At 48.4% G+C, this 21,531-nt stretch carries 27 protein-coding genes and 2 pseudogenes; 23 read left to right on the top strand and 6 right to left on the bottom strand.

The features are described 5' to 3' along the window. Positions 1–14: 14 nt before the first annotated feature. Positions 15–215 carry a hypothetical protein gene (locus EHV07_RS12515; protein WP_147198372.1) on the bottom strand — a complete coding sequence of 67 codons (201 nt, stop codon included), beginning with the start codon at positions 213–215 and terminating at the stop codon, positions 15–17. A gap of 293 nt (positions 216–508) precedes the next feature. Here EHV07_RS12515 and ycgZ point away from each other — a divergent pair, with 293 nt between their 5' ends. From ycgZ to EHV07_RS12530, 3 genes are all read left to right on the top strand, one after another. Further along, positions 509–754, top strand: a complete 246-nt coding sequence (ycgZ, locus tag EHV07_RS12520) for a regulatory protein YcgZ (protein WP_147198373.1) — start codon at positions 509–511, stop codon at positions 752–754. A gap of 180 nt (positions 755–934) precedes the next feature. Then, positions 935–1,324, top strand: a complete 390-nt coding sequence (locus EHV07_RS12525) for a VOC family protein (RefSeq protein WP_147198374.1) — start codon at positions 935–937, stop codon at positions 1,322–1,324. A 133-nt stretch (positions 1,325–1,457) separates the two neighbouring features. Next, positions 1,458–3,104 carry a methyl-accepting chemotaxis protein gene (locus EHV07_RS12530; protein ID WP_147198375.1) on the top strand — a complete coding sequence of 549 codons (1,647 nt, stop codon included), beginning with the start codon at positions 1,458–1,460 and terminating at the stop codon, positions 3,102–3,104. Between the two features lie 51 nt (positions 3,105–3,155). Here EHV07_RS12530 and EHV07_RS12535 read toward each other — a convergent pair whose 3' ends face one another. Continuing rightward, positions 3,156–3,629: a hypothetical protein gene (locus tag EHV07_RS12535; protein ID WP_147198376.1), complete on the bottom strand. Its 474-nt coding sequence runs from the start codon at positions 3,627–3,629 to the stop codon at positions 3,156–3,158. 1,073 nt (positions 3,630–4,702) lie between these two features. On the opposite strand from EHV07_RS12535, the gene EHV07_RS12540 reads away from it, so the two are divergent. Beyond that, positions 4,703–5,359 carry a hypothetical protein gene (locus EHV07_RS12540; RefSeq protein ID WP_147198377.1) on the top strand — a complete coding sequence of 219 codons (657 nt, stop codon included), beginning with the start codon at positions 4,703–4,705 and terminating at the stop codon, positions 5,357–5,359. Between the two features lie 1,138 nt (positions 5,360–6,497). Here the strand turns inward: EHV07_RS12540 and EHV07_RS12545 are convergent. Then, entirely contained in the window at positions 6,498–7,340 is an 843-nt protein-coding gene (locus EHV07_RS12545) for a helix-turn-helix domain-containing protein (protein WP_147198378.1), read from the bottom strand. Between the two features lie 114 nt (positions 7,341–7,454). On the opposite strand from EHV07_RS12545, the gene EHV07_RS12550 reads away from it, so the two are divergent. The 8 genes and pseudogenes from EHV07_RS12550 (at position 7,455) to EHV07_RS12585 (ending at position 12,854) form a co-directional block, all read left to right on the top strand. Further along, positions 7,455–7,856, top strand: coding sequence for a hypothetical protein (locus EHV07_RS12550; RefSeq protein ID WP_147198379.1), 402 nt, complete (start codon positions 7,455–7,457; stop codon positions 7,854–7,856). 31 nt (positions 7,857–7,887) lie between these two features. After that, positions 7,888–8,247, top strand: a pseudogene (locus EHV07_RS12555) (phage regulatory CII family protein); the annotation flags it as partial. Positions 8,248–8,341: 94 nt separating this feature from the next. Continuing rightward, positions 8,342–8,548: a hypothetical protein gene (locus tag EHV07_RS12560; RefSeq protein ID WP_147198381.1), complete on the top strand. Its 207-nt coding sequence runs from the start codon at positions 8,342–8,344 to the stop codon at positions 8,546–8,548. A gap of 205 nt (positions 8,549–8,753) precedes the next feature. After that, positions 8,754–8,945 carry a hypothetical protein gene (locus tag EHV07_RS12565; protein ID WP_147198382.1) on the top strand — a complete coding sequence of 64 codons (192 nt, stop codon included), beginning with the start codon at positions 8,754–8,756 and terminating at the stop codon, positions 8,943–8,945. Between the two features lie 427 nt (positions 8,946–9,372). After that, on the top strand, positions 9,373–10,473 hold the full coding sequence (locus EHV07_RS12570) for a hypothetical protein (RefSeq protein WP_147198383.1): 1,101 nt from the start codon (positions 9,373–9,375) through the stop codon (positions 10,471–10,473). A 2-nt stretch (positions 10,474–10,475) separates the two neighbouring features. After that, complete coding sequence (locus tag EHV07_RS12575) at positions 10,476–11,198, top strand: hypothetical protein (protein WP_147198384.1); 723 nt, start codon at positions 10,476–10,478, stop codon at positions 11,196–11,198. A gap of 412 nt (positions 11,199–11,610) precedes the next feature. Then, positions 11,611–12,018: a hypothetical protein gene (locus EHV07_RS12580; RefSeq protein WP_147198385.1), complete on the top strand. Its 408-nt coding sequence runs from the start codon at positions 11,611–11,613 to the stop codon at positions 12,016–12,018. Between the two features lie 155 nt (positions 12,019–12,173). Further along, complete coding sequence (locus EHV07_RS12585; RefSeq protein WP_147198386.1) at positions 12,174–12,854, top strand: hypothetical protein; 681 nt, start codon at positions 12,174–12,176, stop codon at positions 12,852–12,854. A 33-nt stretch (positions 12,855–12,887) separates the two neighbouring features. Here EHV07_RS12585 and EHV07_RS12590 read toward each other — a convergent pair whose 3' ends face one another. From EHV07_RS12590 to EHV07_RS12600, 3 genes are read right to left on the bottom strand one after another with little or no spacing between them, the layout of a single operon-like run. Continuing rightward, positions 12,888–13,913, bottom strand: coding sequence for a phage portal protein (locus EHV07_RS12590; RefSeq protein WP_147198387.1), 1,026 nt, complete (start codon positions 13,911–13,913; stop codon positions 12,888–12,890). Further along, complete coding sequence (locus tag EHV07_RS12595; protein WP_147198388.1) at positions 13,906–14,085, bottom strand: hypothetical protein; 180 nt, start codon at positions 14,083–14,085, stop codon at positions 13,906–13,908. Before EHV07_RS12595 ends, EHV07_RS12590 begins: the two co-directional genes overlap by 8 nt. Next, complete coding sequence (locus EHV07_RS12600) at positions 14,085–15,842, bottom strand: terminase ATPase subunit family protein (RefSeq protein WP_147198389.1); 1,758 nt, start codon at positions 15,840–15,842, stop codon at positions 14,085–14,087. The genes EHV07_RS12595 and EHV07_RS12600 overlap by 1 nt, the downstream gene beginning before the upstream one ends. A gap of 138 nt (positions 15,843–15,980) precedes the next feature. Between EHV07_RS12600 and EHV07_RS12605 the strand changes: the two genes are divergently transcribed. The 11 genes and pseudogenes from EHV07_RS12605 (at position 15,981) to EHV07_RS12650 (ending at position 21,526) form a co-directional block, all read left to right on the top strand. Then, positions 15,981–16,829, top strand: a complete 849-nt coding sequence (locus EHV07_RS12605) for a GPO family capsid scaffolding protein (RefSeq protein WP_147198390.1) — start codon at positions 15,981–15,983, stop codon at positions 16,827–16,829. Positions 16,830–16,854: 25 nt separating this feature from the next. Then, a complete protein-coding gene (locus EHV07_RS12610) occupies positions 16,855–17,949 on the top strand; it encodes a phage major capsid protein, P2 family (RefSeq protein ID WP_147198391.1) in 1,095 nt (364 codons plus the stop codon). Between the two features lie 3 nt (positions 17,950–17,952). Further along, positions 17,953–18,621 (top strand): terminase endonuclease subunit, encoded by a 669-nt coding sequence (locus tag EHV07_RS12615; protein WP_147198392.1) that lies wholly within the window; start codon positions 17,953–17,955, stop codon positions 18,619–18,621. Between the two features lie 89 nt (positions 18,622–18,710). Continuing rightward, positions 18,711–19,175 carry a head completion/stabilization protein gene (locus tag EHV07_RS12620; protein WP_147198393.1) on the top strand — a complete coding sequence of 155 codons (465 nt, stop codon included), beginning with the start codon at positions 18,711–18,713 and terminating at the stop codon, positions 19,173–19,175. Next, the gene (locus tag EHV07_RS12625) at positions 19,172–19,375 is read left to right on the top strand and encodes a tail protein X (RefSeq protein WP_147198394.1); all 204 of its coding nucleotides are present in this window, start codon (positions 19,172–19,174) and stop codon (positions 19,373–19,375) included. The genes EHV07_RS12620 and EHV07_RS12625 overlap by 4 nt, the downstream gene beginning before the upstream one ends. Before the next feature lie 5 nt (positions 19,376–19,380). After that, positions 19,381–19,602: an HP1 family phage holin gene (locus EHV07_RS12630; RefSeq protein ID WP_147198395.1), complete on the top strand. Its 222-nt coding sequence runs from the start codon at positions 19,381–19,383 to the stop codon at positions 19,600–19,602. Further along, the gene (locus EHV07_RS12635) at positions 19,589–20,095 is read left to right on the top strand and encodes a lysozyme (protein WP_147198396.1); all 507 of its coding nucleotides are present in this window, start codon (positions 19,589–19,591) and stop codon (positions 20,093–20,095) included. Before EHV07_RS12630 ends, EHV07_RS12635 begins: the two co-directional genes overlap by 14 nt. After that, positions 20,092–20,442: pseudogene (locus EHV07_RS24910) on the top strand (LysB family phage lysis regulatory protein); the annotation flags it as partial. The gene EHV07_RS12635 and the pseudogene EHV07_RS24910, both read left to right, overlap by 4 nt. Next, positions 20,363–20,683 (top strand): Rz1-like lysis system protein LysC, encoded by a 321-nt coding sequence (gene lysC / locus EHV07_RS24770; protein ID WP_217363406.1) that lies wholly within the window; start codon positions 20,363–20,365, stop codon positions 20,681–20,683. The pseudogene EHV07_RS24910 and the gene lysC, both read left to right, overlap by 80 nt. Beyond that, a complete protein-coding gene (locus EHV07_RS12645) occupies positions 20,616–21,083 on the top strand; it encodes a phage tail protein (RefSeq protein ID WP_147198398.1) in 468 nt (155 codons plus the stop codon). Before lysC ends, EHV07_RS12645 begins: the two co-directional genes overlap by 68 nt. Continuing rightward, the gene (locus tag EHV07_RS12650; protein WP_147198399.1) at positions 21,080–21,526 is read left to right on the top strand and encodes a phage virion morphogenesis protein; all 447 of its coding nucleotides are present in this window, start codon (positions 21,080–21,082) and stop codon (positions 21,524–21,526) included. The genes EHV07_RS12645 and EHV07_RS12650 overlap by 4 nt, the downstream gene beginning before the upstream one ends. Positions 21,527–21,531: the final 5 nt, after the last annotated feature.

The following is a 21,531-nucleotide window of genomic DNA, read 5'->3' on the forward strand; positions in this document are numbered from 1 at the left end:
GCCCCGGCATCAGGCTAATCCTTTTCGTAAGGATCCTGTTTGTCGTCTTCACTGTCATCCCGGTGGCGAGGGATTTCTCCATGCTGATCGGGAGCGTCCTTCGCCGGATGGTCGTCTTCTTCATAAGGATTTCCCGCCGAAGGTGCCGCCTCCGGCAAGCCTTTATGTACATCACCCTCTTCTTTACGTTTTTCGTTTGCTTTTTTTTCTGACATCTTCCTCTCCTTTTATTTCCAGTCTGTTAAGTGTAGTTGAGGAATTTTTAAGCCGTAAAATAGCCAACATGCTGTTATCAGCTCTGCTCACGTTTGATTTTCAGCGCAGGTCATTAAAAACGCGTGAGTGATGCAAAACCCACTATCTGTAACACATTAATAATAAAGCTTTAATTTATTAATTCTATAATATTGCTTTGTACAATCTGAAAAAAGCTGTACAAGTATAAGAAACATGCTTCACCGGGCCTTATACGCGCCCGGACAACTTTTGATCAGCAGAGGAATGACGCATGCAGCAGAATGGATATCATGCCTTATCGGTTAACAAGATGGCCCATTACTTTAGCAGCGCTTCCCTTCCTTCTCAGCAGGAAACGTTGGGGAGTATCGTTGTTGAAATTTTGCGAGCAGGAAAGTACCTCAACCTTAAATCTGTCTGCACTAAACTTTTGCGTCGTCTGGAAGTTGCCCGCAGTGCAGAAGAAGAGAAACATTACCAGGAGCTGATTCGCCTGTTATTTACGCAATATGCGTAAAACTATTTGCCCCGCGGCTGGCAGGTGCCGGAGTCACTGGGTGATCAACCACTATCCTCGTAAGCAGAGCTCCCCGGCGCTGATGTCAGCGAAATCGCAGCGATGCGGTGCATTTAACATTTTTTCTGCCGTTGTATAAACTTAGTAACTTTCTGAATCTGTATATCGCAGGGAGTTATTATGATTGATCATCTGGACCACCTTGTACTGACGACACGCGACATCGCTTCATGCACGGATTTCTATACGCGCATCCTGGGTATGGAGAGAATCGGCTTTGGCGAAAATCGCCAGTCCTTCATGTTTGGCTCGCAAAAAATTAATATTCATGAATACGGGAAAGAAATTAATCCGAAGGCGCACCTGCCCGTTCCCGGTTCGCTGGATCTGTGCTTTATCTGCTCTCAGCCGCTTGAAGCGGTCATCGCTCACCTGAAAGCGACAAATACTGACATCATTGAAGGCCCGGTTAAGCGTACTGGTGCCCGGGGCAACATCACCTCTGTTTATGTGCGAGATCCTGATTTAAATCTAATAGAATTGTCACGTTACGATGAACAGCAGTCTTAACAGAGGCCGGGGAGCATAATTTTTTACCGCTTCTATTCCCAGAGCGCTAAGGTTACGCTCAGGCAAGCCGATAACCTCAACCTGGAGGCAGTATTGCCTTATTAAGCTTAAACTCTCTCAGGTTGAGGTGTGCATGAACATTACGCAGCGTCTTTTTTTAACATTTGCTATGCTGGCCCTGGCGTTATGCAGCCTGGCCTTTGTTTCGTTCTCGATCATATCCGGCTTTCAGTCGCGATTTGAATACGTGCAAAACAATACTATCCCAAGCATTAAGGATCTTAACAAATCAATCAGTGCAGCCAGCAGTCTGGGCATCTTGCTTTATAAACATCAGTCCGTAATTAATGATGAAAAATTCCCCGAAGCTGAACAGAATATTAATAACGTTCTGGACGAGTTAAAGAAACTCACTGATTATTATAAAAATAATGATATTTCCAGTGAGGAAGACAGCCAAATCACTAATCAGGTTTATCAGGATATTGATGCCGTTCGTGCCGCGCTGCCTGCGTTTTTAGAGGCGTCACGTGCTCATAATCATGCTTTGACAATAGCCCTGCTTCAGGGCGATACCGGCATCGGCAAGGCCGGCAGAAAACTGGCAGCCGACTTAAATAAACAGATTGAATTGAATATCGAAATTGGTAACGCGCTGAAAGGTCAGAACCAGGAGATTTATACCAAAACCATCTGGATTATGTCCGTCAGTGTGGCATTCATTATTATTTTATTAAGCTTCTTTGCGATTAGAACCATTACCACCATCAGGAAAAGCTTAATTAATATTGAAAATACCATGCTAGAGGTGAGCAGTAGTCTTGATTTGACCCGGCGGGCTGATGACACTAAACAGGATGAGATCGGTAAAACCGCATCTGCTTTTAATAAGCTCCTTGGCAAATTTTCTGAGACATTATCATCCGTTAACAGCTCTGCTTTGTCGGTCAGTACCGGCTCATCGCAGATTGCTGCGGGTAACGAAGACCTCTCTTCACGTACTGAAGAACAGGCTGCCTCGCTTGAACAGACGGCTGCCAGCATGGCGGCACTCAGTGAGACGGTTAAAAGCAACTCGCTCAGCGCAGATGAAGCCAGCACGCTGGCTAATACCGCCAATAATCTTTCCGTTGAGAATGGTGCCTCCGTTAAGGCGATGCTGCTGACGATGAACGATATCCGTACAAGTTCAGGCCAGATTTCGGAAATTACCGGCCTGATTGAGAGTATTGCCTTCCAGACCAATATCCTGGCGCTTAACGCTGCGGTTGAAGCCGCAAGGGCCGGTGAGCACGGACGTGGCTTTGCCGTTGTCGCCAGCGAAGTACGCAACCTGGCACAGCGCTCTTCCTCTGCCGCCCGTGAGATTAAAGGATTGATCACCACCTCTGTACAGCATGTAGAGAACGGCACGGCTCAGGCTGCTAACGTGGGTGAGAACTCGGAAAAAGTAACCGAATCCATTAAGCAGGTAGCAACGATTGTGAACGAAATAGCCAGTTCTGCTACCGAGCAGAGCCGTGGCATTGAACAGGTGCATCAGGCTATTGGTCAGATGGATGAAGTGACCCAGCAGAACGCCGCGCTGGTTGAAGAGGCTTCTTCCGCTTCTCATTCACTCCAGAATCAGGCCGAAAATCTCAGTAAGCTGGTGTCATCGTTTAAATTGATGTCTGAAGTATATGGTAATCATCAGGCTGAAAAAATCGTTAAGCAGCCGGTAAAACGTCCGGCAAAACCAGTTATCTCGACACAGGATGAAAGCTGGGAAAGTTTCTAATCGGTAAAAAAGGTGCTGTTTACCCGGTTGTAATCAGCACCTTTTACTCAATTAATTAAAAGTACAATCGCGTCCTGAGGGTGCACCAATAATCCGGGACATTTTTTCACAGACAATAACAACCTGGTTTCCCTTCTTCAGCGACATAGCGGCGGCTTTTTGGGAGTCTTTCATTTCCATTCGCGCAGCCATAAACTGGTTATCCGTTTTAAGACTGATAATAATGGAATTGGTAAAATCCTTGTCAATCGACTGCACAATCCCTGTTACCGCAACCCGCTTGCCTTTAAGCGCTTCATCCGTTGCCACTTCATTCTCTTCATAAGCATTGAACAGCTTACGAGCGGTAGTTTCATAAACCGGTTTTTGTGGTGCCGATGTGGCTTCAGCTTGAGCCGCTGAGTTTGATGAGGTTGCCTGAGAGGTGCTGCCTGATGATGAAGCATTTTCATCTTTACCAACAAAGAAGCCAATTAAAATTAATGCGACAACGACGTAAAAAACCCACCTAAAAAACTTTTTCATGGATATCCTTATTTAATCCTAAACAGAGCTTTTAAACTTTAATTTTCCCTTACAGGGCATGACATCAACACCACAGTGAGAGCTACATACTTTCCCTGAAATGCTAATTTTCTATCCGGAATGCTGATAAGTGACCAGCTTCCCTGATTTTTTAATCCGGCAGCTTCTTCTCCGCTCGGGCAAAAAACCGGATACGGATTCAAAGCGTTGTAATGTTATGATTTCACTGGATATCAAACATTGATCGATGTAACAAAAGCCATAAACAATCAGTTTTCCGGCTATTAGTTTGCCCTTTTTTTGTTTATTAATTTTCTGGCTTACGTTATTCATCGCACTGGTCAGGAAATTTTTGGATTTTATCGGCAGGTTTTTACAGTTCATCTAATCACCATTGTGAGGTTAATGAAATGTTAAAATTGCTTACCGCAAGGCGAAGGCGATAAAGTGCGGCCTGGATAAACGGCACAACATCCCGTGGCTGTGCCTGGTAAACAGAAACAAGCAGCTTTTATCAAAAATCCTCACGGGTCGTCTCGAACAGAAATATGAATTTTTATCTGGTTGAAACGTCACCTGGTACAGGCGCTTGCGGAACGCTGGCTGAATGAATTTAATAGCGAGACGCTTAATATCGCTGCTCGCGCTCCGGGAAAGACGCAACATCATGAAATTCATTAATATTTTAAAATATGATCGCCATCACATAATTTCCTGCACCTAAGTTAATTCTTAAAGCAGCAGTTAACCATGACTTTACCTTAAATGCATCGATATAATTAATCGTAAAATTTATAAATGACAAATTGAATTTATCGTCCCGAACCATTTTACTTTAAATATAATTATTTCTTTTATTAAAAAATGGTTAATAGTATAAATCAACCTCAGGCTTGTTTAACAAACCTCAATACCAGCGGCAATTAAAAACAACACATATAACACTCATCAATGTGAATGGGTTTTAAAACAGCCCTGTTTTAAATTAAACATTTTGTTGTCTCAACTGGATGCTTTGCGATCGTAACTTCATGTTAAAAATCAGCAAACCACTCAATCCCCGGAGGCGTATTATGGCCACGTTAATCACTCTTAACGTCACTAACATGAACAAAATGGATAAAGATATATTTATCTTTCAAGAGCCTTCTTTATATGAAGGAGGCGAAACTCCGTTTGTTAATAGCATTTACACCGACAAACTTTATAACGATCAAACATTAACGTTCAGAATATATGTGCAGTATTATGGTGGCGTGCAAGAAAACAAATCAGAACCAAAAATAAATGAACCCTCAGGCGAAAGATCGGCTATAAAAATTGTTGAGCTTACGCCTAATAACAACGAGGAAGTAAATAACTCTATCAATATGGTGATGGATGATGAGGAAAACTGGTATTTAGAAAACGCTATTTATGACCCAGAAACACAAGCGGGTGCATTTAGAATATCGACGCCGACATATGGGTCTTTCGATAAAGTTTTCTATGCTGGTTCAGCCGTAAGGGCTTCCAGTGGTGAAGTTATTATGTCAAATTTCATCGAAGCAAGCCCTAACAGCAACATGGATTTTCAACCTCAGCTTAAATTCTATGTTCAGGTTGGGAGTTATGAAGCTGGAAATGTAATGGATTTCACAACATCTTCAAAAATGCAGGATTTTGTGATGCATCTAAGGGAGATTATACATTCAATGTTATCTATACAGACAAAGGTGAATGGGAAGTGACAGCAGATGAAAAAACCTTTGAACTAACAGAAGGTGAGGCTGGTAGTATTAAGATAGAAAAATCCCTCACAGCAGCCTAAAGGTGCCACGCACAGTAAAAATATAATTAATTTACGGCTTAGCTAAAGGAATGCTGAGCCGTATTTTTAACCTTTATCTTTTATTAAGACGGGTTGAAGATTTTAAATACCCCCCCTTCTCATCACCCCGAACTTTATTTCTGTCACTTTTCGCTAAATTAATTACCAGCTAAAAAGTGGAAAATGGTAACACAAAAAATATTGGCACCGATTTATATATTCAGGGGGTTTAAATGCTTTATGCCGTCCATTTTTTGATAATCCCGCCTGCCTTGAGATACGTATTAACGACGGAGCGTGCAAGAGGCCGTCACCAATCCAAAAAAAAGACCAAAGACGTTTTTAGTTATTTAAAATCATAGTGTTACAGTAACAAATGGCGACAATATGGCTACAGGTGCTTCAACACAATCTACTAAACACCTGTAACTATCAATCCCTGTACCATTCGCGAAAGTATGTGGAAAAGCGATGATTGAAGCCATCGATATGTGAGCTAAGCTTATAATGATTATGGTTTGTCTTTATTTCAAAAAAATATCGAGACCTGTCAACATATCCCTTTACAGATACATATAATGTCGCCACGGTCTTGACGTGTAGTAAATGATAAGCATCTCGCAGATATGAAACTTCGTAGCTCTGTTCATCTAAAGCCGGACTCCAAATATAATCCACATCAATTTCTTTCATGAGGCCAATATTTCGAAGTAAAAAATTCGGATGTGGGATACTCTTAGTGACTGTCAGAGATCTTATAATAGCAGCAGTGGAACTTGGATTGTAAAAAGCCAACTTGATTACAAAATTATCATCAAGCTGTTTACACTCAATAAAATCGAGGTTAGTTGAACTAATCCTATGGTTATGAGAATTCAACAAATAGCTCTTTCTTTGCAGCCTGCTGTTTTTAATGTGTATTGTTATCATGAATAACGACACTAGTGTGTTTACAACCAATAGGATGTCTTTAATAAATTCGAACGACATATTATATCCTTACGCATCATATCCTTGGCTTGAGAAAGCTCACGCACAAAAATCATCTAATGCTTTTTTTAAAAACTGTAATCCATCGTTAACACTACTTTTCCTATGGCATTCACCTCGTCAGCGCCACATGTGAAGTTAGTTCCTTTACTCGTTACACTAATCTTGCGCCCCGGTAAAAGAGTAATATCATAAATGTCGTATTTATCGTCAATACTCAACAGCCAACGTCCATTACTGATACTGGACACACTAGTATCAATAACCCACGAACCCGAGTTACTTAAAATAAATACAGGCTCATCAAGAGGGTGTGGAATAAAAGTTAAATCTCCCGTCCAGTTTCCGGCATCCTGCAGCACACCTGCACTCAGATTCTTACGCTGGACTGCTATGCCAGCGCTTTCCTTGGCGTTCCCGCCTGCCTTCGCACCCTGACCTGTTGCCAGCCACTGTAAAGAAACGCCAGTATCAAGCGCGCAAGTTACTACAACGTCACCGGGAAAATAATTCCTGCGTATCCAGGTGCTTACTGTACCAGACGAGATACCCATCAAATCACAGAGTTGCTTCTGCAAGGTGAAACCGTAGGCATCCATGATACGTCGAAGCACTGGCCTGCCACCGTTAGAAATGATCTCGTCGTAAAGGGCTTTCCCTTTAGAAGAGGATGACATAACAAGCGAACTCGCATTTGCAAGTTTCCCAGTAGTAAGTAGTTTGAGATCACTGCCGGTATCCAGCGCGCACTTCACAAACGCACTGCCTGGTACGCTATCACGCTTTACCCAGTTGCTTACGTTAGCAGCTGGCACACCAAGGCATTCAGCTAATGTTTTCTGTGTAGTAACGCCATACGCAGTAGACAGACGCTCAATTATTTCTAACGCCGTTCCTTCGGTAAAATCCATAAGCCACCAAATAAATAAACTTTTGTTGTTTACTAATTATCATTTGTTTATTTAGGATGCATCACACCACATGAAACACCGTATAACAAAACGACCAAAAGGAGATATTGCTCCATGCATACTGAAAATGCAAACAGCCAAAATGCATTTGACTCTGCGCAGTCACAACAATTTATTGCTCAGATTACGTCTGCTCTGATGCCTGCACTCAGGGCAGCCGTTAACGCTGCCGTAGACCGTGCCATCAGCCTTAACACCTCGCCAACCATGTCTAAGGAAGACTTCGCAGCAGCCAACGGGATCAGCAAATCTGTGCTGGAAAAATGGATTGCCAACGGTGTCATACTCTTAGCCCCTACCCCAACCAGTGCTGTCACACGCATTATCAAATGTAAAAAGACTGGCAGGACACGTACTGACGTAATGGAAAAGCATGGCAATGCTCTGATTAACGTTGCCGCATGGCGTGAAAAGAACCGTCAGCAAGCCCTCAATTGTCGCTATATCAAACCATAACTTGATTATGCAAGCTCAAGGATCGGTAGCCATGTTTGATTTTCAAGTTTCTCAACAATCTCATTTCGAAAATGCGTGCCGTGCTTTTGCTGGCCGCCACAATATTCGTGAGCTGGCGGATAAGATTGGCATGAACCAGCAGACTCTTCGTAATAAGCTCAACCCTGACCAGATGCATCAGCTAACGGCACCAGAAATTGCTGTGCTGACTGATGTAACTGAAGATGCAACGCTGATCGATGGTTTGCTGGCACAAATGAAATGCTTACCAGCAGTGCCGTTGAATGAAGCTAAGGCCGAACGTATGACCCACTATGTTATGCAGGCTACGGCTGAATTAGGCAAAGTTGCCGCTGCGGCCGTATCAGGCGAGCGCATGACAGCATCGCGTACCAGCGCATTTAACCAGGGTAAGGGCTGATATACCGGAAAAGAGGCATCTTCAGCTGCGCCGCTCTGACAAAACAGAAGCAGCGTGCGAAAACGTGATCGGCCAGATACGCGACATCACCCGCGAAACCATCAGCCGGGCGGTCGCCGTGCGCCTTATCGGCGGTACAGAAACCAAAATCAACGGGCAATGGTTCCGCAGTTCTGCCGGTGGGGAGCTGTTCAGGGCAACAAAACACATTGAAATAGAAAAACTTTTCGCCAGAGTTGAAAAGCTTAGGGAATTTTCCTTTAAAAAATGATTTGGTCGCCTGAATAGTGGTGCAAAAATTCGCCTATGCTTGGGAAAAATGCCAAGGCTGTTTAATTAATGCTCGTTACGAATTTTGTCGAAAAAGCTATTTGTATCATGATGATATGGATTTTCAGGAACTCTCTTAAAATGCTTTATATCGTTATGATTGCTGTGATACTGTATGTATGAACAGCAATTATTAAGGGGGGATAATGGACAGTGAATTGAAAAATCAGGTGATGCTTGAGCGGGTAGAACTCATTGCCAGGCTAACGAATGAGGGAGCCAGGCAAGAGCGTGACAGGGAGATAGCTCTAAATCTAATCGCCGAAATTGCAGCCAATAGGAGCCTTACTAATAATCATTTTTCCGTAGTATTTTCGGCTTTGCCGATTGAAAGATAGTCTTTGGTTAATTGTGGTTACATTTATATATCAGCTTTTATAACTATAAACGCATTAGCTGCATGGATCCATATGAAAATTAACAGTAAAAACAGCATAGTAACATTAAGCAGGGTGCTGTTTTCGGGGATCATGCAGTTGCATTAAAAGCGATACACAAAGTGGGCAAACGTGGCGGGGATAGCGCTGAGCTCCAAGAACCAGCTTAGATCATTGAACCTCAGTAGCATACGAACCAATATATATGCAGTAAGACACAACTATAAAATTTTTGTTAGCACATATGTTTCATAACTCAGTAAAGCATACAAAGCAAAACGCTATGAGAGCCATGCTTAAAATTTCCGATTATTGTGGAAAAAGAAGCATGGAGTTATAAGTAAAAAAATGTAAAATGTTCTAAAAATTGCAATGAGAAGACTCCTAGATGACTGATAATGGATCACCACAAGTTAGAGCTGCGATTTCTGTGCAACAGATTGATCTAACAGCGAAATGTTGGGTGGTTAGACCTGGTGTTAGGTACAGGTTTTTTTCATATTTTCTTGAAAACGGTGTGATCGCAACTGCTCATTTAGATGGCCTCACACCAGGAAATATCGACTTTACCACTGAAATTTCGCGAGAAGAAATTTTCGACAGAATCGATGGTCTTGAGCGTATTGGCTCAAGAAACATTCATACTCAAATTGAAAATTTTATCTCTGAAATGTGTATTGGTGATGTGGTTTTCACGTTGTCAGGAGATTTAGTTGTTCCGGGAGTAATAACTTCATTGCCTTACTTTGATAGAGTACGTTTATCAGATGACCAAGATAACAATGGATTTCATGTAAGGCGCCATGTTACGTGGGGCGATCCTATTCGTAGAAGAGATGTACCGTTAGCAATTCAAAAATCATTCAATGCTTACCAAGCTGTATTCTCACTTGGCGATAGGTCAGACGAAGTTCTACACTGGCTAATGTCATTCTTTATAACAGATAATACATTTTGCACAAGTTTAAGAATTGAGCAGCATGAAGCTATTAAGCACCATACATTAAAACAATTATCTGAACTCGTTGACCGCGTTCAAGTAATATCATTATTAATTGGTGAAGATTTTGATGGTGAATTTTCAAATGACTTAGTCCAGAGTGAAATGGATAGATTTTATGAGGATGGTCTATTAACGTTAACAGCTCAACAGATGTTAATGTCTCCTGGGGATGTTTGGCTTCAATTTAGGACTACCAATAGAAAAGCGGGCATCGCTTTTATTTTGATCATGGCTGCGATTTTTAATCAAAATGTATCATTTGCATCAGTAGATGATAACCAGATCGGACGTGAAATATTACCTCACATTGAAGGCAAAGCAGAAATTGCCAAAAGTGGATTAAACTTTGAAAGAGTAGCGCAATCCCTTGAGTTACATGTAAAAAGGCAGAATAGAAACTTTGCCAGGGCGAATCCGACAAGCCGAGAACGCAATTCAGGTATAGACTTCCCTGAAGATGGTGATGCTAGGCATTCAGGTGAATAGCTATGTTTTATGAATTCATTAAAGAAAATTGGTGTATTTTAGTAGTATTTCTTAAAGAACATTGGTTTATTTCAGGAGTGCTTTTAGTAGCACTTGTTTCTTTTGTATATAAATTTAGAGATATTTACCGAACTCACGCTCAGTTTAATAATGTAGTTATATCGCTTTGTGCAATATTTACCATTTTATGGGGAGGATATGTTTTTGATGTCTTACATCAGAGAGATAAAGCAGAGGCTGATCTTGTCGAGCTCACAAATAGAATAAGAGACACTGAGGCGACGTTCTTCAATGTTGACGTTAAAGTGGTTAGGATTGACGATGTTTTTTATATAAACCCAGTAGTTAAAATCAAAAATAACAGTAACAAAAGAATTTATGTAAAATTAAAAAAAGAATCCCTTACTGTCAGCCGTGTTGCTTCTGATGGGGCTAAACAGGTAGCTATGAAAATATATCATCCCAACTATTACGAAGAGTTGGCTCTCTTAGATTCAAAAGATAAAAATGGGAAAAAAGCTGAGAACATCCCATTGTATGATATTTCGGTTCCTGTTTCAGCCGAAAGAAGTTTAAGCTATTTGGTTTCAACTAAGAAAGCTGGAATGTATTATGTTACGTTTAGTGCTCAAGCCATGGATGAAAAAGGCGTCCCAATTACAAAATTAATAAATGGGAAAAAATCAATTTGGTTTTCATCTTCATATATTGAGGTTAAAAAATAGCCTTATTTTTTCTTAAGGAGCTAAGCGCTTTTAAACCGGACTCCGTCGGCGATTTTAAGGTGCTATGGACACAGCATGCATTAGGCGCATGGATCTGCATGCAGCTATCATGCCGAAAAACATACGACGTACCTAGTACTGGCCTCGTTTTTTTATCTGTTGCAACTGCACTAAAAGCGATACACAAAGCGGGCAGGCGTGGCGGGGATAGCATTGCGCGCGGAGGGAATAAGCATGTACACTTAAGTTCCTATGTTACTGCCTTGTGAATGGTTATAAGAGTAAGCGTTAGGTTGTGTCAGGTCGTATAAAGTGGTTTTTTAAAAAGGGAATAATAGTATTTTTTTAAATTAAATTATGAAACTGTCCGGCCTTGTATGAGACACAATTTTTAATACTTCAAAGGTGAAAGATGAACGATGCAATAAAAGAATTTGCAGGGGTTGTAAAGGAGGCTTTGGTAACACCAGTACAAGAAGCCTTCGTCTACAGAGCAAGAAACCCTTTCTTTGGCACGCTAATAATTTCTTGGCTTTGTTATAACTGGAATAAAGTTGCCTTTTTCTTCCTCTCAGATATGGAAGTGATAAAGAGAATACATTATATTAGAGAAAAAATACCTGATAATTCTATTTTTTTTGGTGAAAGTATACCTCACACACATTCAATTTTTTTTCCAATATTCTGGGCTAGTTTACTTTCTTTAACATTCCCTTTTTTTACTTATGCTTCTATATTAATACATAAAAAGATATTTTCAAGTATTGAAAGTGTGAATGTACAGAGAGAGAAAATCGTATTACATTACAGCGAGAGTTAGTCATTGAAACGGCTTTAAATGAAACAGCCAGAAGCAAACAATTAGCGACTGATGAGGCTGACATTGAGGCGCAAAGAGATAGGGCTGCTGCACACAGAATTAATATTGAATCTTTAAAAAAAGAGCATCAAGCGTTATCTACTATCATCAATGACATGGAAGCTCAGCAATCATCATCACAGTTGAAGCTTGAACAACTTAGTTCCGATGTCATACAGGCAAGCAAAGATTTAGATACTTTAGATAAAAAACACAAAAGCTTTTCAGCTCTTAATATGCGTTTTGATTCATTGCAATCTGAAAATAAAAATATTGAAAAGGAACTTTCACTTACAAAAGGCAGGTATGAGGAAATCTTTGTAAAATATGAAAAATCTCAAGGAGAGAATATCAATCTTAATGAAGTTATTAATAAATTAAAAAAAGATAAAATTAATGCAGAGTCCATCATAAAATCGCAGAAGTTAATATTAGCAAGGGCAAAGGGGTTTTCTGAATATCTGGGTGATGCTTTCCCAAATTTATTTGTCATTGGCAGTGATGGCATTGCTGAGGGTTTTTCTTCTAAACATCTTTCAATGTTCAAGAAAGCTTATGAGGAATCGATTAATAATAAGTCTGTTGTTTTGGGTGAAGGGATAGGGTTAGGGCTTGGTTCCATTGTGGGAAATAGTAAAGGGGTTGATTTAGGAGCGGCAGTAAAAAATAATTCAGGTTTTGGGTTAGGATTAACAGTAAAAAATAATTCAGGTGTTGGATTAGGATATGGATTTAAATCTAGTTCAGGTGTAGGAATAAAATCTTATGAAGGAAAAAATAAAAAGAAAAATGGATGAGGTTAGGGCCTGCTTAGGCCCTACCATAACCTATTAGGGTAAGTTGTAGCTTGTAAAACTAATCACCTCTTCCCCCATCCACTCATTAATCTCCTTCATCCGCTCCTGCAACGGCGTCAGTTCATTACGCACAAATACCTGCGACGCCTTTACCGCATCCCCGAAGCCGCCGGAGTTGTCCGGGATAATGCCCATCATTTGCGGCGGTACGCGGTGCGCGCTTAGCAGGTCGTCGCGGCTGGCCTTTTTGATGTTAAAGAAATCATCCTTTGTCGCCACCTCACTAAGCGGCAGAATCTTGATGCCGTCCGGCTTGCCGTTCGGCGCGTACATAAACAGGTTACGGAAGTTACCCAGGCCTTTCGTGTCGCGCATTGCCTGACGCATCCGGTCTACGTCGCTGGAGCTTTGCGCTGCGTCGGTCATGTACAGGATGTAACCGGCGTGCGCGCCGTTCTGGTAGTACTTGCGGCGAAACAGCGTGGCCGCTTCATTCAGCCAGGCGGAGTTGAGCGCGCTGAGGTATTCCGGCAGACCGTACAGCTCCTGGTTAATGTCCGGCTCAATCAGGTGAAACACGCTGTTGTTGGCAAACTGGTGCGGCTCCTTCCAGTCGTTCACAAACCAGTAGTCACCCTCTTTAACGCCCTTGCGGGTGAACTTGGCCGGGGTGGTTTCCAGCCTGAACGGCCTGCCCAGGCTGTTACGGCGCAGTTCGGCAAACGCATTCCCGAATACCAGATAATCCAGCGCAAACTTGCTGAACTCCTGCTGGCTCATCATCGGATGCGGGATAAAGGTTGAGGCCAGAATGTTTCGTTTCACGTAAATCGGCGAGCTGTGATGCACCGCCGAGCGCAGGCTTTTTGCCAGCCCGTGAAAGCTGACCGGTGGCTCGTACCAGCGCCCGTTGCCGATGCACTCGGCATAATCCAGAATATCGCGCTTGTCCATCACCGGCGTTGGCTCGCCGAAGGTAAATGCCTCAACCTGCTGTGGCGCGGCCGGTGCGGATTGTGGTTTAACCGAATATGCCTTACGGCCGTTGCGCTTAGCCATGATTACCGCCTTTAACGTCGTTATCACCAAATACCGGTGCACACTGGTAAAGCCAGCGGAATGCTTCAGCTCTGGTCATGCTTTTTTCTCGCATAGTTTCTGTAATTAAACCCCGGTCTGAAATGAGCTTCCAGCAAACAGGGTTGGTGTTGTGGTCGGACATATTCTTCATCAGTAAAATTCCAGAATTGAAGGGTTAGCGCTGCCGCTGGCAGCGGTAAGCGGTTCGTTTAGCAGCGCGTGCATGATTGCCCAGGCAACGTCCGCGTGGCTGGCATCCTCGCTGCGGCTCGCCTCGTAGGTGGATCGGTTACCGCTGGCGGTCATGGTTTTGCGGATAGCCATAAAGGACTGCGTGATGTCGGTGCTTCCGGCGTCGTACTCCAGCCGCCCGCTGCCGATGGTGTCTTTCGCCTTCAGGACCATTCCCGTTTTCACTTCCGGCGAATAGCGGATTTCGCGTGCCGCCGGGTAAAACTGGCGGACCAGCTGAAAAACGCCCTGGCCAATGCCGGTGGCGTCCACGCCGATATACTCCACGGTGTATTTTTTGGTTAAGTCCTCTATGGATTTCGCCTGTGCGGCAAAGTCCATACCGCGCCACTGGTGATGCTCAAGCACGCGAAATTTGCCGCCAGCAACCAGCGGCGGCGCAATCACCGCACAGCCCGCGCTGTCGCCGGTGTGCGACGGGTCATAGCCAATCCATACCGGACGGTAGTCGAACGGGCGCGGCAGGTAAGGGTTAAAGTCGGTCCATTCTTCCAGACTGTCGATCATGCAGGTCTGCAACTCCGCGAACGGGAACACGCTCGCCTCATCGTCGACAAACTCACACATTAAAAGGTTCTGGTACTCTGACGGGCTGTATTCCAGCGACAGCTGGTCAAGGTCAAACAGGTTGCAGCCGCCGGTCAGCGCGTCCTCAACGGTGACAATCTGCCGCCACTGGCCGTCACCGCACAGCGCGCCTTTTGCCAGATGCGAATGTGATAAATCCAGCTCAATGCGATCGTCTTTGCTGCGGCGTCCCTTGTTAAACAGTTCGCCCGACCAGAACGGATACGCGCTGTGCGACAGGCTCGACGGCGTGGAGAAATAGGTGGTGCGCCATTTTTTATGCAGTGACATGCCGCTGGCGACCTTGCGCAGCTCCTGAAACTTCGGTATCCAGAAATATTCATCCAGATAGAGGTTGCCGGTGTAGCTCTGCGCGGTGCGCACGTTGGTGCCCAGGAAAATCAGGCGTGCGCCGTTCGGCAGCACAATCGGATCGCCCTTCAGGTCAACGTCAACCTGCCGGGCAAAGTCGATGATGTAGTTTTTGAAAACGTGCGCCTGCGCCTTGCTTGCGGATAAAAATATCTGGTTGCGCCCGGTGGTCAGCGCGTCAATCAGCGCCTCGCGGGCAAAGTAGAACGTCGCGCCAATCTGGCGGGACTTCAGAATATTGCGGATGCGGTGCGCCAGCCCGGCCCGGTGCCAGTTGAGCTGATACTCAAAGCAGTTATCCATAAACAGGCTGGTCAGCTTGCTGGTCTGCTCGTCGCTGAAGACGTTCTTAATCACCGGCTGGCGCTCGCCCTTGTTGCGGTTGCGCACGTTGGGATTAAGGTCGGCCTCATTCCCCGAACTGCGGTAGCGCTCCACGCGGGCCAGGCGCTCAATCTGGCGGCCCAGCGCGTCTATCTCCTTGTAATCCCCGTTGCCCTTGACCTCTTTCATGATGAGCTGGATTAACCGCGCCTCCATGCTGGCCTCAACGCGACTGATGGGCGCAATGTCTTCCCACGCGTCGCGCAGCTTCCAGCTCTGCACGGTCGGTGTTTTCTGGCCGAGCGTCTCCGCAATCTGCCGCACGGAGTAACCCTGCCAGTAAAGCAGTGCGGCCTGACGGCGCGGATCGCTGATGGTGGTTTGTATGTTCATGCCGACAAGGCTACCGGGGCGCAAAAAGGCGCGCCCGCTGTCCCTGTTTGCTGATGGCTGAGCGGGCTGGCTTTCGTTGAGCGGATGGGCCGTGGCGGTGAAACTGGCCCCGACCTAATCCACTGACCGGAGCCTGTAATGGCAACACTAAAAGCAAAGCGTTTTCGAATTGCAGTTGAAGGCGCAACCACCGACGGCCGCGTGATTTCCCGCGACTGGATTTCCCAGATGGCCGCGAACTATGACCCGGCGATGTACGGCGCGCGCATCAACATGGAGCACATCAAGGGTTACACCCCTGACAGCCCGTTCCGCCGCTATGGCGACGTTACCGCCCTGAGCGCGGAAGAAATCGAAGACGGCAAGCTGAAGGGCAAGCTGGCGCTGTATGGCGACATCAGCCCGACGCCGGAGCTGGCCGAACTGACCAGAGCCCGCCAGAAAATCTACACCTCCATTGAGGTCAACCCGAAGTTTGCCGACACCGGCGAGGCGTACCTGATTGGCCTGGCCGTCACCGACGACCCGGCGAGCCTCGGCACGGAAATCCTGAGCTTCAGCGCCACGGCGTCGGCCAATCCGCTGGCCTCCCGCAAGCAGCACAAAGACAACCTGTTTACCGCCGCTGAAGAAACGCTGATTGAGTTCACTGAAGAAGCCGATCCGGCCCCGTCACTGCTGGCCCGCGTGTCGGCGATGTTCTCCGCTAAAACGAAAACCGCCGACCTGCAATTTGCCGACGTCAGCGCGGCCGTTACCGCCGTGGCTGAACAGGTGCAGCAGAACGGTGAGGCGCAGACGCAAAAACTCTCGGCACTGGCGCTGGCCTTAACCGGACGACTCGACGCACTGGAGCAGCAGACCGTTGAAGACCGCGCCGCTTTTACCGCGCTACAGGCGCAGCTGAGTAAAACCGACGGCGGCTTTTCGCGTCGCCCGGCCGCCACCGGCAGCGATAACAAAGCCAGCGTACAGACCGACTGCTAACCCTTAACCGAATACAGGAGCGCAAATGCGCCAGAACACCCGCTTTAAATTTAACGCCTTCATGACCCGCCTGGCCGAACTGAACAACGTCGAAACCGGCGACATGAACAAGAAATTCACCGTTGAGCCGTCGGTGACGCAAACGCTGATGAACCGCGTGCAGGAGTCATCGGACTTTCTGACCCGCATTAACATCGTGCCGGTGTCCGAAATGAAGGGCGAAAAAATCGGCGTCGGCGTGTCCGGCTCGATTGCCAGCACCACCGACACGACGGGCGGTGACGAGCGCGAAACCGCTGACTTTGCCGCGCTGGACAGTGAAGGCTATGAGTGCGTGCAGGTTAACTACGACTTCCACATTCGCTACAACACGCTTGACCTGTGGGCGCGCTATGAAGATTTCCAGGCCCGCCTGCGCGACGCCATCATTAAGCGCCAGAGCCTGGACCGCATCATGATCGGCTTTAACGGCGTATCGCGTGCAAAGACCTCCAACCGCGCCAAATACCCGATGTTGCAGGACGTGGCCGTGGGCTGGTTGCAGAAGTACCGCAACAACGCGCCGACGAGGGTGATGAACAAAACCACGAACAAGGACGGCAGCGTATCCGACGGTGTGCTGGTTGGTAAAAATCGCACCTGGGTGAACCTTGACGCCGTGGTGATGGATGCGACCAACAACCTGATCGAACCGTGGTATCAGGAAGACCCGGAGCTGGTCGTTATCTGCGGTCGCCAGCTGCTGGCCGACAAGTATTTTCCGCTGGTTAACCAGACGCAGGCCAACAGCGAAACGCTGGCGGGTGACGTCATTGTCAGCCAGAAACGCATCGGCAACCTGCCCGCCGTGCGCGTGCCGTACTTCCCGGCGGACGCGCTGCTTATAACCCGCCTGGACAACCTGTCGATTTATTTCCAGGAAGGCACGCACCGCCGCCTGATCGACGAGGTGGCGAAGCGCGACCGCATCGAAAACTACGAGTCCATCAACGAGGACTACGTGGTGGAAGATTATGCCGCTGGCTGCCTGCTTGAGGGGATCGTCCTGTCTGATTTGCCGGATGAGAAAAAAGCAGACGCTGCCACGACCGAAGGCGCTGCGGAAACCCCGGAGGCATAACGCATGTTAAGTCCTGCCCGACGTCACCTTATGCGCCTTGAGGCGGAAGCCGCCTCGCAGCAGGCCAGCAACCCGCTGCGCCACGCGAACGGCTACGAGCTGATGCTGCTGAAGCTTAACGACGACAAACGCCGCCTGAAGAAAGTGCGCTCGCAGGAGCGCAAGGCCGAACTCAAGCGGCAGATGTTGCCTGAGTATCTTCCGTGGGTGGCGGGCGTGTTAGCAAAGGGAAACGGTGCACAGGACGCCGTGCTGATGACCGTCATGATCTGGCGGCTGGATGCGGGCGACGTGCCGGGCGCGCTGGCGATTGCCCGGTACGCGCTTCAGCACGGGTTAGTGCCGCCGTCCGGCTTTAAGCGCGACGCCACCGGCTACCTGCTGGCCGAAGAGGTGGCCGACGCGGCGGCCCGCGCCCGCACGCTGGGCGCGGCGGTTGATATCGACCCGCTGCTGGCAACGCTTGAGATGACGAAATCCGCAGACATGCCCGACCAGGTGCGCGCCAAGCTGCACAAAATCACCGGGTACGTGCTGCGCGATGCGGGCAGGGCTTTGGATGCGATGGAACATTTAACGAGGGCGCTACAGCTGCACGAGGGCTGCGGCGTCATAAAAGACATTGAGCGGCTGGCTACTGAGCTGAAAAAGCAGGCCATGACCCGCCGCTAACCGAACGCGCCCCGCGCCGGGCGGCAGAGCTGCAACGCATTTTTAATGTCTGCGCGGCTCTCCACCGCCCACCTATTTTAAGGCCGACTATGAACATGCTTGTTATCCCCGCCCCGCGACCGGCAGATGCCGCCGAGCCGCCGGTGAAGAATACCTTTTTCTGGCCTGACGTTGATTTGCAGCAGCTGCGCGACACGCTGCGTTATGAAGGCACCGTGACCGCGCAGCGCCTGCGCCTTGCGGTGAAAACGGCGATTTCCGAAGTCAACGCCGAGCTGTACGACTGGCGGGCCGAACAGATGGCGGCAGGCTATAAAACGCTGCCTGACGTCCCGGCAGAAAGCTTCGACGGCGAAAGCGAAAAGGTCACGCACTATTTTGCCGCCGTCAGCGCCCTGACCGGTGCCGTGATTGTTGAGCGCTACCGGGGCTATGACGCCAGCGGCAAAAAAGGCGCTGAGGTAGAGGCGAGCGCCGACGAGTACTGGCGCGACGCGCGTTTCAGTATCAGCCGCATCGGCGGTCGTTCCGGCTGCATCGTGAGCCTACTGTGATTATTTACGCGCAGCAGGGCGACACCGTGGATCAGATTTGCTGGCGGTACTACGGGCGCACGCAGGAGGCGGTTGAACAGGTCTATGCCGCCAATCCGGGGCTGGCCGAAAGCGGACCGGTGCTGATGCACGGCTGCGAGGTGACGCTGCCCGACCTCCCCGGATCGTCCGCTAATGAAACCGTCAACCTGTGGGACTGAAAAAGATGGAGAAAATCAACTCACTGATTAACTACCTTATCGGGCTTGTGCTGATGTGGTTTGGCCGCCACACGCCGCAGGACATCGCTTTTATGGTGGGTTCAGGCGTCGCCGTGGTGACGTTAGTGATTAACGTGGCGACGTTTTTTATCAACTGGCATTACCGGCGCAAGATGTATGAACTACAGCGGCAGAACGTACAGGGGGTGGGCAATGAAGGCCGCTAAACACTGCGCCGTGCTGGCCGTGCTGGCGATTGCCGCGCTGTTACCACAGTTCAACACGCTGAAGATTTCCGAAGGCGGACTGCGGCTGATTGCCGATGCCGAAGGCTGTCGCACCTCGCCGTACCGGTGCAGCGCCGGCGTTTGGACCAACGGCATCGGGCACACTGAAGGCGTCACGCCGCAAAGCCAGGTCAGCGAGCGGCAGGCCGCCGTTAATCTGGTGTATGACGTAATGCGCGTTGAGCGTGAGCTTGCCGTCTGCGTGCCGGTTGAGATGCCCGCGCCGGTGTATGACGCGCTGTTGAGCTTCTCGTTTAACGTCGGCACCGGCGCGGCCTGTGGGTCTACGCTTGCCGGTTATCTGAAGCGCCAGCAGTGGCGGCAGGCGTGCGGCCAGCTCGACCGCTGGGTGTACGTGAACGGCGTCAGAAATGCCGGGCTGGAAAACCGCCGCCAGCGGGAAAAAGCCTGGTGCTTAAAGGGGGCGGCATGATCCGTTTGTTAGCGGTACTGCTGGCCGTGGCGCTCGTTGCGCTGGGTCTCACCGGCTGGCGGCTGGACGCAGTAAGCGGCCACCTTACCGACGCGCAGCGCATTATCGGCACGCTGTCCGCCGGAATTGAAAGCCGCGATAAGGCGCTAACCCGCCTGAACGATGAGGCCAGGGCGGGCCGGAAACACGAGGCCGCGCTGCGCCTGTTGCAGGGCCGCGCCAGTGCTGCCGCCCTGAACCGTGAAATGACAATACAGAGAGAAACCGATGCGAATCCGATTTTGCGCGACTGGTCTGCCGCTGCTTTGCCTGCTGATGTTATCCGGCTGCACGGTCGCCCCGCCTTCAGCAACGCCCGAGATTATCTGGACTGGCTGTCCGCGCGTGACAAGCTGCCCGCTGCCGGGCAACAGCCTGCAAACCCAGGGCGACTTAGCGGCGGATAACCGCCAGTTAGAGGCTGCGCTTGCGTCATGCGGGTTGCAGGTGGAAATTATCAAAGAATGTCAGGAGCAGCACGATGCAGAAACCGAAACAGCTACGGCAGGTGCTGACCGACAGCGTGCCGCTGCTACAGCGAAACCCTGACAGCCTGAACATGTTTATCGACGGCGGGCGCATCGCCTCGACGCTCGCCAGTTCGCTGTCGTTTGAATACCAGTATCAGCTGAATCTGGTCGTGACCGACTACGGGGACGATCTCGACGTGCTGATCGTGCCGCTGCTTGCCTGGCTGCGTGAGAACCAGCCCGACATTATGGCGAACGAAGAAAAGCGGCGCACCGGCATCACCTTTAAGGCTGACGTGCTGAGTGACACCCTGTGCGACATCAGCATTGACCTGCAACTGACGGAGCGCGTGATTGTGAAGCAGGAAGGCGAAGCGCTGCACGTCACCCACGCGGGCGAAAACCCGCTGCCGGATAACGTGGCGCGACCAACGCAGCTTTATGCGGACGGCGAGCTGGTCAGCGGGCTGCAATTATGAACGGACTGGAGGCATTCGACGCCAGGCTAAACGCACTGATCGGCAACCTGTCACCGACGGCACGTAAGGAAATGGCGCGCACCATCGCAAAGCGCCTGCGCGCCAGTCAGCAGCAGAATATTAAACGCCAGCAGGCACCGGACGGCACGGCGTTTAAGCCGCGCAAGGCACCCGCCCGCAAGAAGAAAGGCCGGGTAAAGCGCGAGATGTTCGCCAGGCTGCGCACGGCAAAATACATGAAGGCGAAAGGCACCGCTGACGACGCCGTGGTGGAGTTTACCGGGAGCGTGCAGCGCATGGCGCGTGTGCATCACTACGGGCTGCGCGACCGGCCAGCCCGTGGGGGGAAGGATGTGCAGTATGATGCAAGGCCTTTGTTAGGATTTGGTAAAGAAAGTGTTGACATTTTTCAGAGAATAATCATAAATAAACTTAAAGATTAATCTTA

The organism is Pantoea sp. CCBC3-3-1 (assembly GCF_007981265.1).
In the GTDB taxonomy this organism is placed as follows: Bacteria; Pseudomonadota; Gammaproteobacteria; order Enterobacterales; family Enterobacteriaceae; genus Erwinia.

Excerpts from the sequence above, each read along its gene's own strand:
- EHV07_RS12515 (WP_147198372.1), bottom strand. The coding sequence starts at position 215 with ATGTCAGAAAAAAAAGCAAACGAAAAACGTAAAGAAGAGGGTGATGTA.
- ycgZ (WP_147198373.1), top strand. The coding sequence starts at position 509 with ATGCAGCAGAATGGATATCATGCCTTATCGGTTAACAAGATGGCCCAT.
- EHV07_RS12525 (WP_147198374.1), top strand. The coding sequence starts at position 935 with ATGATTGATCATCTGGACCACCTTGTACTGACGACACGCGACATCGCT.
- EHV07_RS12530 (WP_147198375.1), top strand. The coding sequence starts at position 1,458 with ATGAACATTACGCAGCGTCTTTTTTTAACATTTGCTATGCTGGCCCTG.
- EHV07_RS12535 (WP_147198376.1), bottom strand. The coding sequence starts at position 3,629 with ATGAAAAAGTTTTTTAGGTGGGTTTTTTACGTCGTTGTCGCATTAATT.
- EHV07_RS12540 (WP_147198377.1), top strand. The coding sequence starts at position 4,703 with ATGGCCACGTTAATCACTCTTAACGTCACTAACATGAACAAAATGGAT.
- EHV07_RS12545 (WP_147198378.1), bottom strand. The coding sequence starts at position 7,340 with ATGGATTTTACCGAAGGAACGGCGTTAGAAATAATTGAGCGTCTGTCT.
- EHV07_RS12550 (WP_147198379.1), top strand. The coding sequence starts at position 7,455 with ATGCATACTGAAAATGCAAACAGCCAAAATGCATTTGACTCTGCGCAG.
- EHV07_RS12565 (WP_147198382.1), top strand. The coding sequence starts at position 8,754 with ATGGACAGTGAATTGAAAAATCAGGTGATGCTTGAGCGGGTAGAACTC.
- EHV07_RS12570 (WP_147198383.1), top strand. The coding sequence starts at position 9,373 with ATGACTGATAATGGATCACCACAAGTTAGAGCTGCGATTTCTGTGCAA.
- EHV07_RS12575 (WP_147198384.1), top strand. The coding sequence starts at position 10,476 with ATGTTTTATGAATTCATTAAAGAAAATTGGTGTATTTTAGTAGTATTT.
- EHV07_RS12580 (WP_147198385.1), top strand. The coding sequence starts at position 11,611 with ATGAACGATGCAATAAAAGAATTTGCAGGGGTTGTAAAGGAGGCTTTG.
- EHV07_RS12585 (WP_147198386.1), top strand. The coding sequence starts at position 12,174 with ATGGAAGCTCAGCAATCATCATCACAGTTGAAGCTTGAACAACTTAGT.
- EHV07_RS12590 (WP_147198387.1), bottom strand. The coding sequence starts at position 13,913 with ATGGCTAAGCGCAACGGCCGTAAGGCATATTCGGTTAAACCACAATCC.
- EHV07_RS12595 (WP_147198388.1), bottom strand. The coding sequence starts at position 14,085 with ATGAAGAATATGTCCGACCACAACACCAACCCTGTTTGCTGGAAGCTC.
- EHV07_RS12600 (WP_147198389.1), bottom strand. The coding sequence starts at position 15,842 with ATGAACATACAAACCACCATCAGCGATCCGCGCCGTCAGGCCGCACTG.
- EHV07_RS12605 (WP_147198390.1), top strand. The coding sequence starts at position 15,981 with ATGGCAACACTAAAAGCAAAGCGTTTTCGAATTGCAGTTGAAGGCGCA.
- EHV07_RS12610 (WP_147198391.1), top strand. The coding sequence starts at position 16,855 with ATGCGCCAGAACACCCGCTTTAAATTTAACGCCTTCATGACCCGCCTG.
- EHV07_RS12615 (WP_147198392.1), top strand. The coding sequence starts at position 17,953 with ATGTTAAGTCCTGCCCGACGTCACCTTATGCGCCTTGAGGCGGAAGCC.
- EHV07_RS12620 (WP_147198393.1), top strand. The coding sequence starts at position 18,711 with ATGAACATGCTTGTTATCCCCGCCCCGCGACCGGCAGATGCCGCCGAG.
- EHV07_RS12630 (WP_147198395.1), top strand. The coding sequence starts at position 19,381 with ATGGAGAAAATCAACTCACTGATTAACTACCTTATCGGGCTTGTGCTG.
- EHV07_RS12635 (WP_147198396.1), top strand. The coding sequence starts at position 19,589 with ATGAAGGCCGCTAAACACTGCGCCGTGCTGGCCGTGCTGGCGATTGCC.
- lysC (WP_217363406.1), top strand. The coding sequence starts at position 20,363 with ATGCGAATCCGATTTTGCGCGACTGGTCTGCCGCTGCTTTGCCTGCTG.
- EHV07_RS12645 (WP_147198398.1), top strand. The coding sequence starts at position 20,616 with ATGCAGAAACCGAAACAGCTACGGCAGGTGCTGACCGACAGCGTGCCG.
- EHV07_RS12650 (WP_147198399.1), top strand. The coding sequence starts at position 21,080 with ATGAACGGACTGGAGGCATTCGACGCCAGGCTAAACGCACTGATCGGC.